Genomic DNA, 19,020 nt, shown 5'->3' on the forward strand with positions numbered 1-19,020 from the left:
ATTTGATAAAAGCTGCGATATAGGTGAGATGATCAATGCATTGGAACAGGATGGAGCTGTAATAATTTCTAGTCTTGTTGGCCATGATATAGTTGATCGGGTGAAGTCTGAACTGCAGCCTCATTTTGAAGAGCAGGGGCATAAATTCGAAAACGATTTTAACGGATATAAAACTTTGCGTCTGGGGGGGATACTTGGGTTGTCGCGTACATCTGCCGATCTTATCGCGCATGAGTATGTTATGAAAATTGCGGATGCTATTTTAAAACCGAATTGTGCGAGTTATAGGTTAGGCAGTAGTTCGGCAATTGAAATAATGCCAGGTGAAAAGGCGCAAATACTCCATAGAGACGAGAGTTTTTATCCAATAGATATTTTGGATATGGAGTTACAGATAGGTGCAATGTGGGCATTAGATGATTTTACCAAAGGAAAATGGTGCAACACAGATTATTTCAAAAGACCAAAATTATACCGAAGACATGGACCTGTCGGATGCTATTATTGAGCAGGCAGTTATGCCAAAAGGATCTGTAGTTGTATATTTGGGGTCAACTATTCATGGTGGCGGCGCAAATAAATCGACATCCTCCCGTTCTGGCTTGATCAATACATATAGTTTGGGATGGTTGCGTCAGGAGGAAAACCAATATTTAACGATTCCTCGTGAAATAGCTGATAGCTATCCAGAGCATATTCGTCGTCTGATAGGGTATCAGGTTCATGGAGATCATTTAGGCGTCTATCCAGGAGACCCTGATGGTAAATGGTTTGATGCTTGATATGTTGCAGTCTAGAATAATCAGCATGCTGACATTGGTATAAGCTAATATTCTGATCTGGAAATTTTGAGACGGTTTTTTTTAATCGCGCCGCGTTGTTTTTTCTGATCCGTGCGTTTTGCTTTAGCGGATTTACTTGGCTTTGTTGGGCGACGTTTTTTCGGCTGGATGGTTGCCTTTCGGATTAAGTCAAAAAGTCTTTCACGTGCTTCCTCGCGATTGCGTTGCAAGGAACGATGGCTGGTAACTGTTATAATAATCTCACCATCTTGGGTGATCAGATGACTGGCAATTGTCTTTAAGCGATCATAAACGGTTGAAGACAGGGTCGGGCAAGCTTTCGCATTAAAGCGCAATTGTACAGCCGAAGAAGTTTTATTTACATGTTGCCCGCCGGGGCCGGGGGCACGAATAAATTTTTCTTCCAATTCATCATCTTTAATAATGATCGTGTTTGTAACCTTCAAACCAGACACAAGTTTTCCTATCTATTTGCGCTTAATTCCTTCTTACAGCTTCTAAAACTTCCCCTGCAAGATAGGCGTGGTCGAAATATAATCAGACATAAAGTCCCGTAAAGCTTTTGCTTTGGCGTTTAGTAATTTTCCTGTGGGCCAGATTGCAAATATTTCTCTTTCAGGGCCTTGCCAGTCTGTGAGAACTCTTTGCAATTTTCCTTCATTTAATTCTTTGTAGACTTCGGTTATGGGTAACAAGGCGATGCCATGACCGTCCTGAACCATTTGCGAGGCCAGATATATATCATTCAGGATTAAATGCGCATTGGGATAGTAATCTTCCTGACGATTAAGTTGAGTATTGGTTAAGACCCATTTGGAAAAGATATCGGTTACGATGATTTGATGGTTGGCAAGCTCAGATAAGCTATCGGGGGAGGCGTATCTATCCAGATATCCAGGTGACGCAACCAGAATTGTTGCGATATTTCCTAATTTCTTTTGGTATAGGGCGGAATCATTCTGGGGGCCGATGCGAAGTGCGATATCCACTTGGGACAAAACGATATCTTCCAAGCCGTTACTGATTTGTAGATTGAGATGGACTTCCGGATATTGTTTTATGAAATCTGACCACATTGGCTGTAAAATACCGATGGAGATATTCGTCGGTGCCAAGACTTTTAAGGGGCCGCTCACTTGATGCATTTCTGAATTCAAATGACGTGCGGTTTCTTCGATCTGTTTTACCAAACCGGAAAAAGCATCGTAATAACTGCTGCCTTCTGCCGTTAAAGCAAAGTTACGCGCGGATCTGTGAATAAGCTGGCATTGCAAGGTTTCTTCAAGCTTTTTTAATCGTCGGGTTACGGTGGCAGGTGGTAAGTTCAAGCTTTTTCCCGCGGCGGCGAGACTTCGTTGTTCAACAATGTGAATAAAGAGAGCGATGTCGTTTAACATGATTTCATTTTTGGAATTAATATCTTCATAATTGTCTATATATTTTAAATATAAAACAACATATTTCTATCCATATCAACTAAACAGCAGCAATTTAAGGATTTGATATGAGTAATTTATGGGTAAGTGCAGGTATTGAAGTTACGGATGTAACACGTGTTTCTGAAGCCAAAGAAGCGTTGGCAAACTTAGTGGCAGAAACAGTCAAAGAACCAGGATGCATCAAGTTTGAAATACATCAACATCTTTCAGAACCCCAAAAATTCACCTTGTGGGAAATATGGGAAACAGCGGATTCTCTGACAAAACATTTTGAGCAAGTGCATACGATTGAATATCTAAGTCATAACTACACTGAAGTGAATTATATTGAAAAAATGTCGGGCTCGATTGGTCAGTGAGGCCTCATGTATTTCAGAATAATTTTTTCCCTTCTGATGTCTTTGGTTTTGTCATTTTTTATGACCTTGTGGGTAACATGGTTAAATCTGGGTTATAGCGACATGTTCTTTGATCAATGGTTTCAAGCTTTTCAATATGCTTGGCCTGCTGCAGCCGTCATTTCGTTCCTATGTGGTCCACATATCCTAAGCCTAACAAAAAGAATTTATACAAAATTTCAATGATGCTTATGGAATAATAAAATGAATATTCATCGTCAAAATATCTCAAAATTAACAGAGCCACTCGGGCCATATACCCATGTCGTACAACATGGAGACGTTTTATACACATCCGGCTTTACAGCCTTTGGAAGTGATGCTCAGCATGATGCAATTGATCAACAAGCGATTGCGATATTTGATCAATTGAAAATCGTTGCGTCCGAAATGGGTAGTTCACTGGATAAGCTAATAAAAGTGAAGATTTTTGTAACAGAGTTTGAGGAGATGGAAACATTGAGAGATACTTTATTCTCAATTTATGGCGCACATATACCGGCAAGTTCGCTCATAAAAATCGATCAACTTTTTGCACCAGAACTTAAAATTGAAATCGAAGCAATTTTTGCGCGATAGCAAAAGATGCATCAGTGCTCAGTCCAATAGGTATTTCAACTCTTTTGGGCTGAGTTATTAATCACACATATTGCCCGGCACAATAACCGGATGACCAGGCCCATTGAAAATTAAAACCGCCAAGATGTCCGGTTACATCCATAACTTCGCCAATAAAGTATAAGCCTTCAGTTTTATTGCTTTCAAAGGTTTTGGATGAAATTTCTTTGGTGTCGACCCCGCCTAGAGTTACTTCGGCTGTGCGATAGCCTTCGGTGCCGGAAGGTTTAACTTGCCAGTTGTTGATCATCGCTGCCGCTTGATTGACAGTTTTTTTGCCGAGTTCCGCCATGGTGCGGTCTGCGCCGACATCTGATGTAATCTTCTCTGCAATGCGTTTGGGAATGAAATTCGCTAAAACAGTCGATAATTTTTGCTTTGGATGTTTGTCTCGCGCGGTGGCTAATTCTTCTTGAATATTATGGTCCGGCGCCATGTTGATGGCGATGGGATCACCTTCTTTCCAATAAGAAGAAATTTGTAAAATTGACGGTCCACTAATCCCGCGATGCGTAAACAACATTCCTTCACGAAATGTGGTTTTGCCATATTTAACAATAGCGTCGACAGATAGCCCTGATAGGGACTTCATATGATCAAGAAGTTGATCGGTGAAAGTTAGGGGAACAAGACCTGCGCGTGTTTCAAGAATGGTATGTCCAAATTGTGCGGCAACTTCATAGCCAAATCCCGTTGCCCCGATCTTCGGAATGGACTTGCCACCACAGGCAACCACCAAAGATTCACATTCCATTGGTCCCATTGTGCTTTCAAGGGCAAAACCATTATTTGTCTTCGTGATCTGGTTGATACTTGTTTCCGTGCGAAGGGTAACCCCAACATCCTTACATTCTTTCAGTAGCATATTGATGATGTCTTTTGCTGAATCATCGCAAAAAAGCTGACCTAATGTTTTTTCATGAAATTTAATGCCATGGCGTTTTACTAAATCAATGAAATCATGTTGGGTATAGCGTTTTAAGGCAGAGACACAAAAACGTGGATTGTTGGATAGAAAGTCATTTGGGCTGGCATGGATATTTGTAAAGTTACAACGACCACCGCCTGAAATGCGGATTTTTTCTGCCATTTTTTTGGAATGATCCACAACCAGAACCTTACGTCCGCGCTGTCCCGCATGGATCGCACAAAAGAGGCCCGCAGCCCCACCACCAATAATGATTACATCGAATATTTGCATAATGATCTGGATATAAAGCCTTTAGATTGGATAGCCAATAGTTATTCACCATTATGTTGGAAGCGGCTTGTATAATTTGTTGGAATTTGTCATAGTCTGGATATGTCACAAGTTATGCAAATTACCATTCCAGTTATTTGTTGCTGCCCTGCTGAGATTAGCATTATGGGCGGCTGTTGTTGTTGATCGCTTTTTATAGATAAACAACCCAGCCGATCGGCTCTTCAATCATTGAAACCGACCAATTTTTTGGCGACTAACTCTCCAAATATTTTAAAAAAATTGATCTTTTGGACGCGCCGTTTATAAACGGGGCATCATTTTCAGGAACGAGAAATCCAATGCCGTTAAAAATTTATGATACAGCTCAACGTAAAGAGACTGAATTTCAACCACATGATCCGCAAAATATCCGCATGTATGTGTGTGGACCAACCGTATATGATTATATCCATATTGGGAATGCGCGTCCGTTGGTGATTTTTGATGTGTTGTATCGTTTGCTGCGCCTGAACTATGGTAAGAACCATGTGAAATATGTACGCAACATCACCGATGTGGACGATAAGATTAATAATCGTGCGCGTGAAAACTGGGATGGTAAATCGGACTTGCGTGATGACATTCGGGCTTTAACAGAAGTCACAAATAGCCAATACCAAGAAGATGCTCAAGCCCTTGGATGTTTACAACCAGATGTGCAACCACGTGCAACAGAGCATATTGCTGAGATGTTAAACATCATTGGTAAATTGATCGATAATGGTCATGCCTATGCTAACGATGGTCACGTGCTGTTTGATACAAAGTCATGGCCTGATTATGGTGATTTTTCAAATAAAGATCAGGAAGAGTTGGAAGTTGGTGCCCGTGTTGAGGTCGCGCCGTATAAAAAGAACCCAACAGATTTCGTGTTATGGAAACCAAGTGATAATGAAACACCGGGTTGGGAAAGCCCTTGGGGATATGGTCGTCCCGGTTGGCATATTGAATGTTCAGCCATGTCAGAAAAACATTTAGGTGAAAATTTTGATATCCATGGCGGTGGTCAAGATTTGATCTTTCCACATCATCAAAATGAAGTGGCGCAAAGCTGTTGTGCCAATAAAGGCTCTTCTTACGCAAAATATTGGATGCATAATGGCTATCTGATGTCTGAAGGCGAAAAGATGTCAAAGTCTTTAGGGAACTTCTACACCGTGAATGAATTGCGTCAGGAATTTCCGGGCGAAGCTTTACGCCTTGTGCTGCTGAAAAGTCAGTATCGACAACCTTTGGATTTCTCGAAAGAAAAACTACGCCAAGCTAAAACAGAATTAGATAAGTTCTATCGTTTGATTGGTGAAAATTCAGATGTTGCTGCAAGTCAGGTTGACAACGAAGTTCAAGCTGCTCTTGAAGATGATTTAAATACGCCATTGGCGATTTCCCGCCTTCATGCACTTTTTGATGCAGGTGATGTTGCTGGTTTGAAAGCCTCTGCAGAAATTCTTGGGTTATTCCAGCAAGATGCGGATATTTGGTTTAAAGGTGAAGGTAATGAAGATGAGGCAGCTGAAATTGAGGCTTTGATCCAAAAGCGTAAAGATGCCAAAGCCAACAAAGATTTTGCCAAGGCAGATGCAGTGCGTGATGAATTAACAGCACGCGGGATTGTTCTTGAAGACAAGCCGGGTGGTGTTACTGAATGGCGTAAGGCATAGGGGGCGATTATGGCTGAACGTGTATATTTATTTGATACCACTTTGCGCGATGGGGCGCAGACATCTGGTGTGGATTTTTCCGTTGCTGATAAAACCGTGATTGCACTAGCCTTAGATGATCTAGGCGTAGATTATATTGAAGGTGGTTGGCCCGGGGCCAATCATACAGATGATGCTTTCTTTGAAAATCCACCTGCCTTGAGTAATGCAAAGCTGGTTGCTTTTGGGATGACCCGTCGCCCCGGTCGTTCTGCGGAAAATGATCCGGGATTAGCGCCTTTGGTGAATAGTAAAGCAACTGCAAATTGTCTGGTTGGAAAAAGTTGGGATTTCCATGTGGATGTGGCACTTGAAATCCCGCGCGAAGAAAATGTAGCCATGATTGCGGACAGCATTGCCTTTTGTAAGATGCGCAAAGGGGAGGCAATGTATGATGCCGAACATTTCTTTGATGGTTATAAAGCTAATCCTGACTATGCGCTGAAATGCGTGAAGGCAGCTTATGAAGCTGGCGCGCGCTGGATTGTTTTATGTGACACAAATGGTGGTACTTTACCTCATGAGGTTTATGGCATTGTTAAGGAAGTATCTGCACATGTGCCTGCGGATCATCTTGGTATTCATGCCCATAATGATACTGAAAATGCGGTAGCAAATTCCTTGGCAGCGGTACGTGCTGGCGCACGTCATGTACAAGGTACCTTGAATGGATTGGGGGAGCGTTGTGGCAATGCAAATATGATGTCTTTGATTCCTTCTTTGATTTTGAAGATGGGCTTTGAGACTGGCATCAAAGAAGATGCGTTACATAAGTTGACCTCCATCTCTCGTTTATTGGATGAACGTCTCAATCGTGCACCAAATCATCATCAACCTTATGTAGGGGAACGTGCATTTGCGCATAAAGGGGGGTTGCATGTGTCTGCAGTGGCAAAAGACCCAACCACTTATGAACATATTAATCCAGAATTGGTTGGAAATCGACGCCAGATTGTTGTGTCTGATCAGGCAGGACGATCTAATATCCTTGCGCGTCTTGAAGATGCCAAGGTGAAAATTGAGGATGAAGGTAAAATCCGTCAGTTATTGGATGATGTGAAAAAGAAAGAACATGAAGGCTATAGCTATGACGGTGCGGATGCCAGTTTCGAATTGCTTGCACGTCGTTCTATTGGTCAGGTACCAGCCTATTTCAAACTTTCTCGCTTTCGGGTGATGGATGACCGTCGACGTAATGCGATGGGGGAATTGGTTACAGAATCTGAGGCTACTGTATCTTTGGATATGCGTGGTCAATGTTATATGCGTGTGGCAATGGGAAATGGTCCGGTAAATGCGTTGGATAATGCGTTGCGTCAGGCCTTGGTTGAATTTTATCCTGTGCTAAAAGATATGCAGTTGGTGGATTACAAAGTACGGATCATGCAACCAAGCGGCGATAGTACAGGTACCGATGCGATTACACGTGTTATGATCGAAAGCCAACATGGTGATGAACGTTGGTCTACTGTTGGGGTTTCTTCCAATATCATTGATGCATCCTATATTGCTTTACGAGATGCCTATATTTTCAAATTGTTTAGCGCTGGTGAAAAAAGCGCTGATTAAGGTTTAAAGGAAGCTGTCATGACAAATAAGCCAGTTGGAATTATCTCTGCTATTCCAGAAGAAATTAAATATCTTCTTGATGGACAAGCAGAAGAAGTGATTGTCGGGAATATCACTTTTTATCGCGGTAAGATTGAAGGTGAACAGGCTGTGTTTGTCGAGACTGGGATCGGCAAAGTGAATGCAGCGATTGTGTCGACTTTATTAGTGTCGCATTTTGATTGTCGTGCCTTGATGTTCTCTGGTGTTGCTGGTGGTCTTGACCCTAAATTGAATGTAGGGGATGTGGTTATTGGTGAACGTTTGGTGCAACATGACTATGGTAAGATTCAAGAGGAAGCATTACAAACCTTTCAGCCGGGTGCTTTCCCATTGCCGGGCGTTGATAGTACCCATGGCTTCAATATGTCTGAAGAATTGAAAGCTCGTTCCCATAAATTACTTGATGAAGTGATACTGGAATCGTTACCGAATAACGAAACACCTTCTCATCATTTTGGGGCGATTGTAACAGGGGATGCTTTCATCAACTGTGAGGTAACTCGTGTGCGTTTGCATAAAGATTTCAAAGCAATGGCAGTAGAAATGGAAGGTGCGGCTATTGTGCAGGTAGCGGAACAAATGAACCGTCCATGGGTGGTCGTCCGATGCTTGTCTGATCTGGCGGGAAGCGAAAGCCATATGGATTTTGATACCTTCTTGGCTGCGGCGTCTATTAATGCAGCACGTGTAACACGCAAACTTGTACATTTATTTGGATAACTAAGATGACTAATAAGCCCGTAATCATTCTTGTGATCCCGCAATTAGGTGAGAATATCGGCATGGTGGCGCGTGCGATGCTAAATTGCGGGCTTACGGAGTTGCGTTTGGTGAATCCAAGAGATGGATGGCCTAGTCAATCTGCACGGGATGCATCTTCGGGCGCTATTGAGGTTATTGAAGGGGCAAAGCTTTTTGAAAGCACTGCAGATGCTGTTGCTGATCTGACATATGTATATGCGACAACCGGACGTCCACGGGATATGGTGGCCCATGTGGTTACGCCGAAAAAAGCTGCGGTTGAAATTCATGAAAAAGCTGCTCAAGGACAGACCTGTGGTATTTTGTTTGGTGGGGAAAGGTCGGGTCTAAACAATGACGATGTGGCTTTGGCTGATGCGATTGTGAATGTACCTCTTAACCCAGATTTCAAAAGCTTGAATTTAGCACAAGCTGTATTGTTGTTAGCCTATGAATGGTATCAACATTCGGATGACACACCGGAAAGTTATTTGGAAATCAATGATAGCCAGCCTGTTTCGCAAGGTGAATTTAATAACTTTATTTCACGGCTTGAAAAAGGGTTGGACCAAGGTGGGTTTTTCCGTTCCCCTGATATGAAGCCTGTCGTGATGCGCAATATCCGGAATCTGTTCCAACGTGCGCAGATGACTGAACAGGAAACGCGGACTTTCCATGGTATGATGGTTGCGTTAAAGCGCGCTGGTTTGGAAATTGGAGATATAGATAAGCTGCGGGATTAAGCCGCAGCTTTCTTTCTTGGGAATTTCAGTCGATAGAGACTATGAATTAGTAAGGTGCCGACCACGATTGCACCGCCATAAATTTCGTTGGTATGTGGTTCTGTGCCAATCCCAATCCAAACCCAGATAGGGCCAAGAACAGTTTCTAATAACATCAATAAACTTACTTCCGCCGCAGGGATATAGCGTGGGCCAATAGCAAGGCAGGCGAAAGATAGTGGCACGACAACAAATCCCATGATTGCCATGTATATCCATTGGCTAGCTTCATAATCGATACGATATAGGAAGCTGACTGCAATGATTGCGCCCATAAAGGCGGAGATAGCCGAAGTCGGCAGCATATTCACATGAGATTTCTTACGAATTAAGGTGAAGGAAAGGGCCAGTGTAATCGCAGTTGCGATACCGAAAAGGTTTTGGCTTAAATCTGCGCTACCAAAATCATCCATAAACACCACGATAATCCCAATGAAGGCGAAGATCATTGCCACCAAGGTAACCGGGCGTACACGTTCTTTCATGATTAAGAAACTAAATAGGGCTGCCCACATGGATGAGGTTGCCACACAAATCAATGTATTAGCCGCACCGGTCAAGGCGAGGGAATAAACGAAGGAGATATTACAAATAGCAAAGGACAAGGAGACAAGTATACCTGTTTTACCAATCGCTTTAACCATTGGGAAAAACTGATCTTTATAAACAAAAGCGAAACCAATAGTTAGGGCTGTTCCTTGAAACAGGCCACGCCAAAAGATCATTTCGAACGGATCAACATTCGCTAGAAAGAAAAGCAACGAATCTGGGGTAAGGACTAAGACCCCGATAAGGGTAATTAGTAAGCCTTTACGATGTTGTAATTGATCCATATGATGCCCGCCTGATGAGTTGATTATGGTTTATTTTCTAATATTCCTTATAGACTCTGCCTTATAGGCGAATTCAGGGTTTGACAATCCTTTTTAAATGCGTATGATGCGCCCGCTTTCCGGGAATGTGGATTAAGTGGACTTTCTTGTTGCACTTCTTCCCGCCAGTTTTCCCAAGACTTCACTAGGGTTTTGGGCTTATTGGACTACCGGGACAACAAACAGACTATGAAATTAAGGAAATAGTGAAATGACACGTCGTATTAGTGCGAAGTACAAAATCGACCGCCGCTTGGGTGTAAACCTATGGGGTCGTCCTAAATCTCCAATCAACTCCCGTGAATATGGCCCAGGTCAACACGGTCAACGCCGTAAGAAGCCTTCTGACTTCGGTGTTCAGTTGATGGCAAAACAAAAGCTGAAAGGTTACTACGGTAACATCGGCGAAAAGAAATTCAAAAAATACTATCAAGAAGCTGTACGTCGTAAAGGCGATACATCTGAAAACTTGATCGGTATTTTGGAACATCGTTTGGATGCGGTTGTTTATCGTTCCAAATTCGTACCAACAGTATTCGCTGCTCGTCAGTTCATTAACCACGGTCACGTATTGGTTAATGGTAAGCGCGTAAACATTGCTTCTTACAATGTTAAAGTTGGTGACGTTATCGAAGTTCGTCAAAAGTCCCGCGAAATTCCATTGGTTCTAGAAGCACAAGCTTCTGCAGAACGTGAGGTTCCAGATTACATCGATTTGGACGCAGGTAAGTTGAAAGCAACATTCCAACGCACACCTAAGTTGGAAGACGTTCCTTACCCGGTTCAAATGGAACCAAACTTGATCGTGGAATTCTACTCTCGTTAATTTTAACGAGACGAAATCAGATTACGAGGAAGCCGCTTCATTTCGAAGCGGCTTTTTTGTTTTTATATGTAGAGATAAGGCCTTATTCAGAATATATGTGCGAACAACGGGATTAATTTTCCAAAATAGTTAGAGTATTATTTCTCATCTACTTTGAAGTGGCGGTTATAAATCTTCTCATAGGTGCCATTTGCTTTGATTGCTGCGAGTCCCGTATTGAATTCCGATAGAAATTTTAAGCTGCCTTCGCTTTGGATGGTTGATGCGATATGTTGATCATTTTGTGAAATGGCAGGTGATAAAATTTTTATGTTATTTGGATCGTATTCTGGCATATTTAGCAAATTGTACTTCAATTGATCTGCATTGACTGCAAATATATCAATGCGGTCATGATATAGTAATTTTATGCCAGTTGGCTCGTTTTTAACGGTTTGCTTGTTGAAGCCAGTATAGTTTTCAAACTCGTTTGAATAGGCCCATTTTAGGCCTGTTGCCAATCTGTAAGATTTTAACTGATCGAAATTAGAGTATGTGTCGAATAAAACTTTGTCTTTATGTGCAGCAAAAACCATTTTCGTTGTATTTAGAGGGGCTGAAAAATGAAAAATCTTGGCGCGTTCCTCATTATAAAATGCGCTTAACAAGCCGTCATAACGACCATTAGCAGCTTCTTTTAAAGCGCGCGCCCACGGTTTGAAATCTATCTCTAAATCATGTTCTCTGATCTTTAAGGCTTCGCGCGTCAATTCTACGAGAAACCCGCCTGTGGCGCTGTCTTGTGATGTAAAAGGTGCAAATGAAGCAGTTACCAGTCTATAAGTTTCGGCATAGCCAGATCGGCTGGCTATAAGAACTAAAGATAAAACTAGAATAATTGCTTTTAAATTCATTGCGTACTCCTATACCGCGATGCGTAATCATAGAGACAATCGAGATTAATGCTACTAAATAATTGATAGTGATGCCTTTTTATTTTTTTGGGCTGTTTTAATAATCCGTGGCGGTTCATAAATTTAGAAAAAGCTACTGATTTCCTCCAATGCTTTTTTCTCGGTTGCATGTTTGGGAATTACGGCATCTTCCGATGGGTATCCTGCAACCAATAGAATATAGGGTTTCTCATTGGTTGGGCGTTCGCAAATTTCATTCAAGAAGCCCATGGGGGCCGGCGTGTGTGTTAAGGTTGCCAAACCTGCATTGTGAAGTGCCATGATCAGGAAGCCGGTTGCGATAGAAACAGATTCTGGCACATAGTAATTTTTATATTCTTCGCCATCTGCACCGATGCTTCGGCGTTGCCCAAAGATAGCAATGAGCCACGGGGCCGTTTCAAGGAAAGGTTTGTTTGGGTCTGTGCCAATTGGTTTTAGTGCTTTAAGCCATTCTTCGCCGGCCCGACCATCATAAAATTCCTGCTCTTCTTTTTCTGCTTCAATTCGAATGCGCTTTTTCTTATGGGCATCACCAATGACGCAAAAATGCCATGGTTGGTGGTTTGCACCATTGGGGGCTGAGCCTGCAGAAAGTATACATTGTTCGATGATTTCTTTGGGAACGGATTTATCAGAAAAATCTCTGACCGTGTGGCGACGTTTGACTTCATGGTAAAAGGCTTGCGCGCGTTCCAACATCTCGGTTTCAGGATAAGCTTGATAATCTGGAAGGGGAATCGGTTCGAAATCCTGTCCGAATTGACTATTGGTCATCAAAAATACTCCCGCCACAATTATGATTTATAATTATGGGCAGGATTATAATTTGCGTTCGGTCCAATAGACAACAAAAAGTCCAAGTAAACTTAAAAAACCAAAGCCTGCAACCAATGGTGTGACATTGAAATCATAAGCATTCCCCACTGCATATCCTAAGAAAATGGAAATTAAAGTTGAAAGGGCGCCGATGACAGAAGAGGCAATCCCTGCAATATGCCCTAAAGGTTCAAGCGCAAGCGCGTTAAAATTTCCAAATAAGATACCTGTGCAAAAGAATGCAGACATGCCCCAAATCATAAAATACAGAAGATCAGGTCTACCTTCAGCAAAAAGAACAAAGGGTAAGAAGGCAAAACAAATAACGATTTTAGCCATAAGGGCTTTAATCAATAAATTGCGCATTCCGTATTTTACAACAAGCTTTCCATTCACAAGGGAGGCTGCACCGATGGCGAGTGCCAAAACGCCGAAGTAGATAGGGAAATTTTCACCCGCATCATAAACGTCTTGGAAGATTTGCTGCGCGGAGCTTAAATAGCCGATGAAGGCGCCGAAGATGATACCCGCAGCAATAGTGTAGCCAAAAGACGCACGGGTAGCGCATGTCTCTTTGATGCCTGTCCAAATTTGCTTGGGCGAAAAAGGTAGTCTTTTTTCTTTATCTAGTGTTTCGGGTTGGCGTGTTAGTAACCAGATAAATCCAATCGCAGCCATGATGATGAGTGTAAGGAAAATCCAACGCCATTCTGCGACTGCAAGAATAGCTTGCCCGACAGAAGGAGCCAAAGCTGGTACAATGATAAAAACAGCCATAATGAAGGACATAATTTGTGCCATCCCGCGTCCTTCATAAAGGTCGCGAATCAAGGCCATGGTAACAATACGTGGTCCTGCAACACCTAACCCCTGAATAAATCGCCCCCACAACATAGTTTCAAAACTTTCAGCAGTGACGCAGAGAATGGACCCGAATAGAAAGAGGCCTAGTCCAAAAAAGATGGCCAGTTTTCGACCAATGCTATCTGATAGCGGTCCCATAAAAAGCTGTCCGATGGCAAAGCCAGAAAACAGAACAGAGACAACCAACTGATTATCGTTTTCCGCCAATACGCCAAGCTCTTGGCCCATGATTTGGAGGGCTGGTAGCATGGAATCAATGGACATGGCGACAAGTGAAGTGAGCATTGCGCAAAGAGCGATTAGTTCAGCTTTGTGTATGTGTTTTCTATCTTTTTTCATCATGGCGCCAATCTATGAATTCATACTCCATTAAACAAGTGTTAATCTTGCTTAGGAGTGTTTCCAATTGATGAGTATTTATAGATTTTCAAGAATTTAAAGATATCTGTGGAAAGCGTGTTTCATTAGGCTTTCGGGGCTTGAAACACATGGTTAAAAGTTGTACCAAGTCCAAGACTTAACAGGTATCGCTTGTTGATACCGTTCGACTTGCTTGGTTGGAGCCAATTTTTCCATGTTAGATAACGATACACAAAATGGCGCAGTATCTCTTTTGCCTCAAGGTCTCGGTGACCAGTTGCCGCCTGAAGCTCTTCATGAAGCTGCTGTTTTGGATAAAGTCGTGCATGCGTTTGCCTCAATGGGATATGAACGTGTTGAGCCACCATTGGTCGAGTTTGAGGAAAATTTATTGAATGGTGCGGGGCAAGCGATGGCATCGCACACCTTCCGTCTTATGGACCCGATAAGTCAGCGCATGATGGGGGTTCGTGCGGATATGACGCCACAGGTCGCGCGTATTGCGGGTACTCGTTTGCGTAGTGTGGAGCGACCGCTTCGCCTAAGTTATGCGGGGCATGTTCTTCGGGTGAAGGGTAGTCAATTACGTCCAGAACGTCAATTTGCCCAAGCTGGAGCCGAATTAATTGGTGCTGATGTTCCAGAAGCGGATGCAGAAGTCATTACATTAGCTGTTAAGGCACTGCAAGCGGCGGGCGTGAAAGATATTTCTGTCGATCTAAGTTTGCCGACGGTTGTTTTATCTATTGCAGAAAGTCTTGGTTTAACGAAAGAAGAAACCAAATCTTTACGTGTTGCTTTGGATCGAAAAGATGCTGCAGAAGTTGCGACACTTCCAGCAAAGGCAGCCGAGATTTTTGGTACTTTATTAAATGCAAGTGGGTTGGCGGATCAGGCGCTTGAAAAATTGAAGGGCTTGAATTTACCGGATGTCGCAGCAGCGGAACGTGATCGCTTGGCGGCGGTTCTTGATATTTTGAAAAGTAATTTAAAAGATGTGATGTTTACGGTGGATCCTGTGGAGCATCGTGGCTTTGAATATCAAACAGGGCTGAGTTTCACCTTGTTTGCTAAAAATATTAGAGGTGAGTTAGGGCGCGGTGGGCGCTATGAAGCTGGTGAAGCTAAAGAACCTGCTGCTGGCTTTTCTCTATACATGGATACAGTTTTACGTGCCGCACCAATAGTTGCTGGTTTGAAACGTGTGTATCTACCTTACGGCACAGAAGTGGCTATTGGTGAAAAATTACGTGACGAAGGCTGGGCAACGGTTGCTGGCCTTTATGCGGATGAAGATGTGCCCGTGCGGGCCAAAGCTGCAAATTGCGGCTTTATCTGGTTGTCAGGTGAAGTTCAGGAAGTCTTAATCTGGGCTGTTGAATGATTTATTTGGCTTAAACTAATGGTTCGATCAGTAGTCGAGCCTGTTTAGTCTGGAAGGACAAAAGAATGACCAATGTAGTTGTGGTTGGTTCCCAATGGGGCGATGAAGGTAAAGGTAAGATTGTGGACTGGTTGTCTGAGCGTGCAGATGTCGTTGTACGTTTTCAAGGCGGTCATAATGCAGGCCATACCTTGGTAATTGATGGCAAGGTATACAAACTTTCCTTATTGCCATCTGGTATTGTTCGCCCAGGTAAGCAATCCATCATTGGTAATGGTGTTGTTGTTGACCCTTGGGCTTTGGTGAAAGAGATCGAAGCTATTCGTTCCCAAGGCGTTGAAATTGGTCCTGATAACTTGAAGATCGCTGAGAATGCTGCATTGATCTTGCCTGTACATTCCAATTTGGATGCTGTGCGTGAAAAGGCGCGTGGGGATAAAAAGATTGGTACCACTGGTCGTGGTATTGGCCCTGCTTATGAAGATAAAGTTGCTCGTCGTGCGGTACGTGTTTGTGATTTGGCAGATCGTGCTTTCTTGGAAGAGCGTATTGATAATTTGCTGGCACATCACAACCCATTGTTAAAAGGTTTGGGTGAAGAGCCAATTGATCGTGATAAATTGATCAGTGATCTTTTAGAGATTGCACCTAAAGTATTACCATATGTGGATGTAGTCTGGAAAACTTTGGATAAAGCGCGTCAGGAAAATAAGCGTGCATTGTTTGAAGGTGCGCAAGGCATGTTATTGGATATCGATCATGGTACATATCCATTTGTAACATCTTCTAATACAATTTCTGGTCAAGCTGCTGCTGGTAGTGGTGTTGGTCCTGGTCAAGTTGGTTATATCCTCGGTATTACCAAGGCTTATACAACGCGTGTTGGATCTGGCCCTTTCCCAACTGAACAAGAAAATGAAATTGGTCAGAAATTGGGTGAACGTGGTCATGAATTTGGTGTTGTAACAGGGCGTAAACGTCGTTGTGGCTGGTTTGATGCTGTTTTAGTGCGTCAATCTTGCAAAATTTCCGGCATGAATGGTATCGCTTTGACAAAACTTGATGTTTTAGATGGTTTTGAAGAGTTGAAAATTTGTGTTGGCTATAAAATTGATGGCAAAGAATATGACCACCTGCCAGCACAAACAGATTTGCAGCCAAAAGTTGAGCCTATCTATGAAACCATGGAAGGGTGGAACGAAAGTACTGAAGGTGCACGAAGTTGGGCTGATTTACCTGCAAAAGCCATCAAATATGTACGTCGTATTGAGGAGTTGATTGAAACTCCTGTAGCTGTTCTAAGTACAAGTCCGGAACGCGATGATACAATCTTGGTACGTGATCCGTTTGAAGGCTAATTAAGGCGTTGTAATACGTCGAATAAGCAAAAAAATATAAGAAGGGTGCGAGCAATCAGTTTCGCACCCTTTTTCATTTGCAACAATATGTCCAAATCATGTTAAGATTCAAATAGGTTAATCTAAATTTGGATTAATTTGATTGTATTTTTTTGAGCTTCTTACATACTTGAGGCTACTTGGTTTTGGATAGGGTAGGTATTCTTTAGATGGCGCTGAAAATCGGAAAGCCCAAAAAAGATGCATCAAGCGGCGGCAAAGGTGGTCCTGTTGAGGTAAAAGGACGCTTTGAAATTCTGCCGGACCAACCTATTCCCAGCATGGATTCTCCACCTGCTTTTGCTTTTAAAGCTGTAGCAACACGAAGAAAAGATAAGGAACGTGGATTCTATGCGTATATCTGTGACCCTGCGATGCCCCCTCGATTGGGAATCATTTCTCTTTTAACGCGGCTTGATGATAGGCATTTGATTAAAGTGCAGGATTGGGATGTTGTTGACTGGCCTCTTGAAGGTCGTCGCTGCCCTGTAATGATTTGTGAGAAGCCTGAAGGCAGTCGTTGTTTTGAAACAGTTGAAACAACGCGTCGTCCGATGAAAGAGGAGGAGCTTCTTCGTATCGTAATTGATCCTTTAACGGCCGCTATACGTGAAATGCATGCCGTAGGTGTATTTCATGGGGCGATCCGTGCGGATAATGTGTTTTTTACATCTGGTCAAGAAAATGAGGTGATGCTTGGAGAATGTTATACATCTCCTGCCAATGTAGCTCAGCCTGTTGCATATTCAACGATTTCTAATGCGTTATCTCATCCAACGGGTCGTAGCCCGGGATCGCGTGCAGATGATATGTATGCATTAGGTGTTACTTTGCTTGCCTTTGTTATGGGTAAAAATCCAGTGTCGCAATTCCCCGATGACACAGAGTTGCTTCGCGCCAAGTTAACCTATGGTACTTATGCGTCAATGGCATTAAGCCATCGTGTGTCGCCTGCTGTAATGGAAGTTCTGCGTGGTCTTTTAAACGATAATGAAGATGATCGATGGGGCGTTGAAGATTTGGCAATGTGGGTGAATGGTCGGCGCATGAACCCGCGACAACATTCAATGGGGCAAAAAGCGTCCCGTCCATTTATGATCAACGGTAAGGAATATGATACCGCGCGAGAAGTGGCATTAGGCTTTTCTCAAAACTGGGATCAAGCTGTTGGTCTTATACAAGAAGGTAATTTGGATACATGGCTACGTCGCAGTCTATCTGATGATGATCGTATTGAGGCAGTCAATATTGCGAAAGGCGTCGCAGCTGGCAATGCAGTGACGCAAGCAGATCAGGAACGCCTTGTGTCTCGTATTTTGATGAGTTTATCCCCGGTATGGCCGGTGCAGGTACGTGAAATCGCTTGTGCTTTTGACGGTTTTGCACAGATGGTGGCTATTAATATTCATAATCGTGATTTTACCCAATTCTTTGTTAAAGTAATTGATATGGGCTTGGTGCCATTTTGGTTGGAAATGCAAGAGCGTCCTAATCAAGACCAATTGCGTGTTTTGCAACGTCTTGAAAAAGCGAAGCTTTTGTTAGTGAATCGTCAAATGGGGAATGGCCTTGAACGTGTTGTGTATGAGCTTAATGATTACATGCCTTGTTCTTCGGTCATGTTTGAAGATGATTATGTGCCGAATTTGGATTATCTCTTGCCCGCTTTAGATCGATTGGCACGTCGTCGCAAATGGAAACTAAATGCATTAATCGATCGAAATATTGCAGCCTATATCGCGGTAAACCATAAACGTAATATGAATAGATATTTACAGGCAATGGATAGTGGACATCAGGCTGTCGAAAATGCGGTTGCACAGGTGCGTATCTTGATGCATTTGCAAGAGACAATCAGTAAGCGCGGTTATGTGGATTTGGCCATGGCTTGTGTGAATTTCTTGCAGCCTTATATTGATCAATTCTATTCCAACGATGAGCAGGCAGCTATTCGTGAACGCATGGATAAGGCGGCAAAAAATGGTCGCATTAAAGAAATTATAGCGATTGTGGATGATAAAGAAGCCTTGCAAAGAGATCACGCGGAATTCTCCAAGGCGGTACATGAATATACGGTGGTGGTAGTTAAGCAGGCGCGTTTATATGAAGAGATTAAAGACCGTCATAAGATTGCGGGCACAATCGGTGGCAAAATTTCAAGTGGTATTGCAGCGACACTTGGGGTTTTGGGTGTTTGTATTGCCTCTATTTTCAAACTGTTTTTATAGGTT

20 protein-coding genes are annotated in these 19,020 nt (G+C 42.8%); 13 read left to right on the forward strand and 7 right to left on the reverse strand.

The genetic code is table 11. From position 1 onward, the window contains the following. Together E1160_RS17370 and E1160_RS17375 are read left to right on the forward strand one after the other, a co-directional pair. A partial coding sequence (locus E1160_RS17370) for a phytanoyl-CoA dioxygenase family protein (RefSeq protein ID WP_218048795.1) occupies window positions 1–508 on the forward strand: 508 nt, incomplete at its 5' end. Then, window positions 483–782, forward strand: a complete 300-nt coding sequence (locus E1160_RS17375; protein ID WP_268890610.1) for a phytanoyl-CoA dioxygenase family protein — start codon at window positions 483–485, stop codon at window positions 780–782. The genes E1160_RS17370 and E1160_RS17375, both read left to right, overlap by 26 nt. A 44-nt stretch (window positions 783–826) precedes the next feature. Here E1160_RS17375 and arfB read toward each other — a convergent pair whose 3' ends face one another. Next, entirely contained in the window at window positions 827–1,258 is a 432-nt protein-coding gene (gene arfB / locus E1160_RS08510) for an alternative ribosome rescue aminoacyl-tRNA hydrolase ArfB (RefSeq protein ID WP_328597142.1), read from the reverse strand. Window positions 1,259–1,300: 42 nt separating this feature from the next. Continuing rightward, window positions 1,301–2,200 carry a LysR family transcriptional regulator gene (locus E1160_RS08515; RefSeq protein ID WP_155154722.1) on the reverse strand — a complete coding sequence of 300 codons (900 nt, stop codon included), beginning with the start codon at window positions 2,198–2,200 and terminating at the stop codon, window positions 1,301–1,303. A gap of 107 nt (window positions 2,201–2,307) precedes the next feature. Here E1160_RS08515 and E1160_RS08520 point away from each other — a divergent pair, with 107 nt between their 5' ends. Genes E1160_RS08520 through E1160_RS08530 form a run of 3 tightly spaced genes read left to right on the forward strand, consistent with a single transcriptional unit; the run spans window position 2,308 to window position 3,219 of the window. After that, window positions 2,308–2,601, forward strand: a complete 294-nt coding sequence (locus tag E1160_RS08520; RefSeq protein ID WP_155154723.1) for a putative quinol monooxygenase — start codon at window positions 2,308–2,310, stop codon at window positions 2,599–2,601. Between the two features lie 36 nt (window positions 2,602–2,637). Further along, window positions 2,638–2,826, forward strand: a complete 189-nt coding sequence (locus E1160_RS08525) for a DUF2798 domain-containing protein (protein ID WP_268890611.1) — start codon at window positions 2,638–2,640, stop codon at window positions 2,824–2,826. An 18-nt stretch (window positions 2,827–2,844) separates the two neighbouring features. Next, on the forward strand, window positions 2,845–3,219 hold the full coding sequence (locus tag E1160_RS08530; RefSeq protein ID WP_155154725.1) for a RidA family protein: 375 nt from the start codon (window positions 2,845–2,847) through the stop codon (window positions 3,217–3,219). Between the two features lie 61 nt (window positions 3,220–3,280). Here the strand turns inward: E1160_RS08530 and E1160_RS08535 are convergent, their stop codons facing one another. Then, window positions 3,281–4,459: a BaiN/RdsA family NAD(P)/FAD-dependent oxidoreductase gene (locus tag E1160_RS08535; protein WP_155154726.1), complete on the reverse strand. Its 1,179-nt coding sequence runs from the start codon at window positions 4,457–4,459 to the stop codon at window positions 3,281–3,283. A 341-nt stretch (window positions 4,460–4,800) separates the two neighbouring features. On the opposite strand from E1160_RS08535, the gene cysS reads away from it, so the two are divergent. Genes cysS through E1160_RS08555 form a run of 4 tightly spaced genes read left to right on the forward strand, consistent with a single transcriptional unit; the run spans window position 4,801 to window position 9,296 of the window. Next, window positions 4,801–6,162: a cysteine--tRNA ligase gene (cysS, locus tag E1160_RS08540; protein ID WP_155154727.1), complete on the forward strand. Its 1,362-nt coding sequence runs from the start codon at window positions 4,801–4,803 to the stop codon at window positions 6,160–6,162. Window positions 6,163–6,168: 6 nt separating this feature from the next. Next, complete coding sequence (cimA, locus tag E1160_RS08545; protein WP_407923891.1) at window positions 6,169–7,770, forward strand: citramalate synthase; 1,602 nt, start codon at window positions 6,169–6,171, stop codon at window positions 7,768–7,770. 18 nt (window positions 7,771–7,788) lie between these two features. After that, window positions 7,789–8,532, forward strand: coding sequence for a 5'-methylthioadenosine/adenosylhomocysteine nucleosidase (locus tag E1160_RS08550; protein WP_155154729.1), 744 nt, complete (start codon window positions 7,789–7,791; stop codon window positions 8,530–8,532). Window positions 8,533–8,537: 5 nt separating this feature from the next. Then, window positions 8,538–9,296 (forward strand): RNA methyltransferase, encoded by a 759-nt coding sequence (locus E1160_RS08555; RefSeq protein WP_155154730.1) that lies wholly within the window; start codon window positions 8,538–8,540, stop codon window positions 9,294–9,296. Here the strand turns inward: E1160_RS08555 and E1160_RS08560 are convergent. Continuing rightward, the gene (locus E1160_RS08560; RefSeq protein WP_155154731.1) at window positions 9,293–10,168 is read right to left on the reverse strand and encodes a DMT family transporter; all 876 of its coding nucleotides are present in this window, start codon (window positions 10,166–10,168) and stop codon (window positions 9,293–9,295) included. The two genes, E1160_RS08555 and E1160_RS08560, sit on opposite strands and share 4 nt — an antisense overlap. A 250-nt stretch (window positions 10,169–10,418) precedes the next feature. Here E1160_RS08560 and rpsD point away from each other — a divergent pair, with 250 nt between their 5' ends. Continuing rightward, the gene (gene rpsD, locus E1160_RS08565; protein ID WP_155154732.1) at window positions 10,419–11,033 is read left to right on the forward strand and encodes a 30S ribosomal protein S4; all 615 of its coding nucleotides are present in this window, start codon (window positions 10,419–10,421) and stop codon (window positions 11,031–11,033) included. 137 nt (window positions 11,034–11,170) lie between these two features. On the opposite strand, the gene E1160_RS08570 is transcribed toward rpsD, so the two are convergent. From E1160_RS08570 to E1160_RS08580, 3 genes are all read right to left on the reverse strand, one after another. Continuing rightward, entirely contained in the window at window positions 11,171–11,926 is a 756-nt protein-coding gene (locus tag E1160_RS08570) for a substrate-binding periplasmic protein (protein WP_155154733.1), read from the reverse strand. Window positions 11,927–12,049: 123 nt separating this feature from the next. After that, window positions 12,050–12,742 carry a nitroreductase family protein gene (locus E1160_RS08575; protein ID WP_155154734.1) on the reverse strand — a complete coding sequence of 231 codons (693 nt, stop codon included), beginning with the start codon at window positions 12,740–12,742 and terminating at the stop codon, window positions 12,050–12,052. A 45-nt stretch (window positions 12,743–12,787) separates the two neighbouring features. After that, window positions 12,788–13,990, reverse strand: coding sequence for a multidrug effflux MFS transporter (locus tag E1160_RS08580; RefSeq protein WP_155154735.1), 1,203 nt, complete (start codon window positions 13,988–13,990; stop codon window positions 12,788–12,790). A 232-nt stretch (window positions 13,991–14,222) separates the two neighbouring features. Between E1160_RS08580 and E1160_RS08585 the strand changes: the two genes are divergently transcribed. From E1160_RS08585 to E1160_RS08595, 3 genes are all read left to right on the forward strand, one after another. Further along, the gene (locus E1160_RS08585) at window positions 14,223–15,392 is read left to right on the forward strand and encodes an ATP phosphoribosyltransferase regulatory subunit (protein ID WP_155154736.1); all 1,170 of its coding nucleotides are present in this window, start codon (window positions 14,223–14,225) and stop codon (window positions 15,390–15,392) included. 65 nt (window positions 15,393–15,457) lie between these two features. Then, entirely contained in the window at window positions 15,458–16,750 is a 1,293-nt protein-coding gene (locus tag E1160_RS08590) for an adenylosuccinate synthase (protein ID WP_155154737.1), read from the forward strand. Window positions 16,751–16,959: 209 nt separating this feature from the next. Then, a complete protein-coding gene (locus E1160_RS08595; RefSeq protein WP_155154738.1) occupies window positions 16,960–19,017 on the forward strand; it encodes a serine/threonine-protein kinase in 2,058 nt (685 codons plus the stop codon). Window positions 19,018–19,020 lie beyond the last annotated feature (3 nt).

This window comes from Curvivirga aplysinae (assembly GCF_009711445.1).
Classification (GTDB): Bacteria; Pseudomonadota; Alphaproteobacteria; order UBA8366; family Aestuariispiraceae; genus Curvivirga; species Curvivirga aplysinae.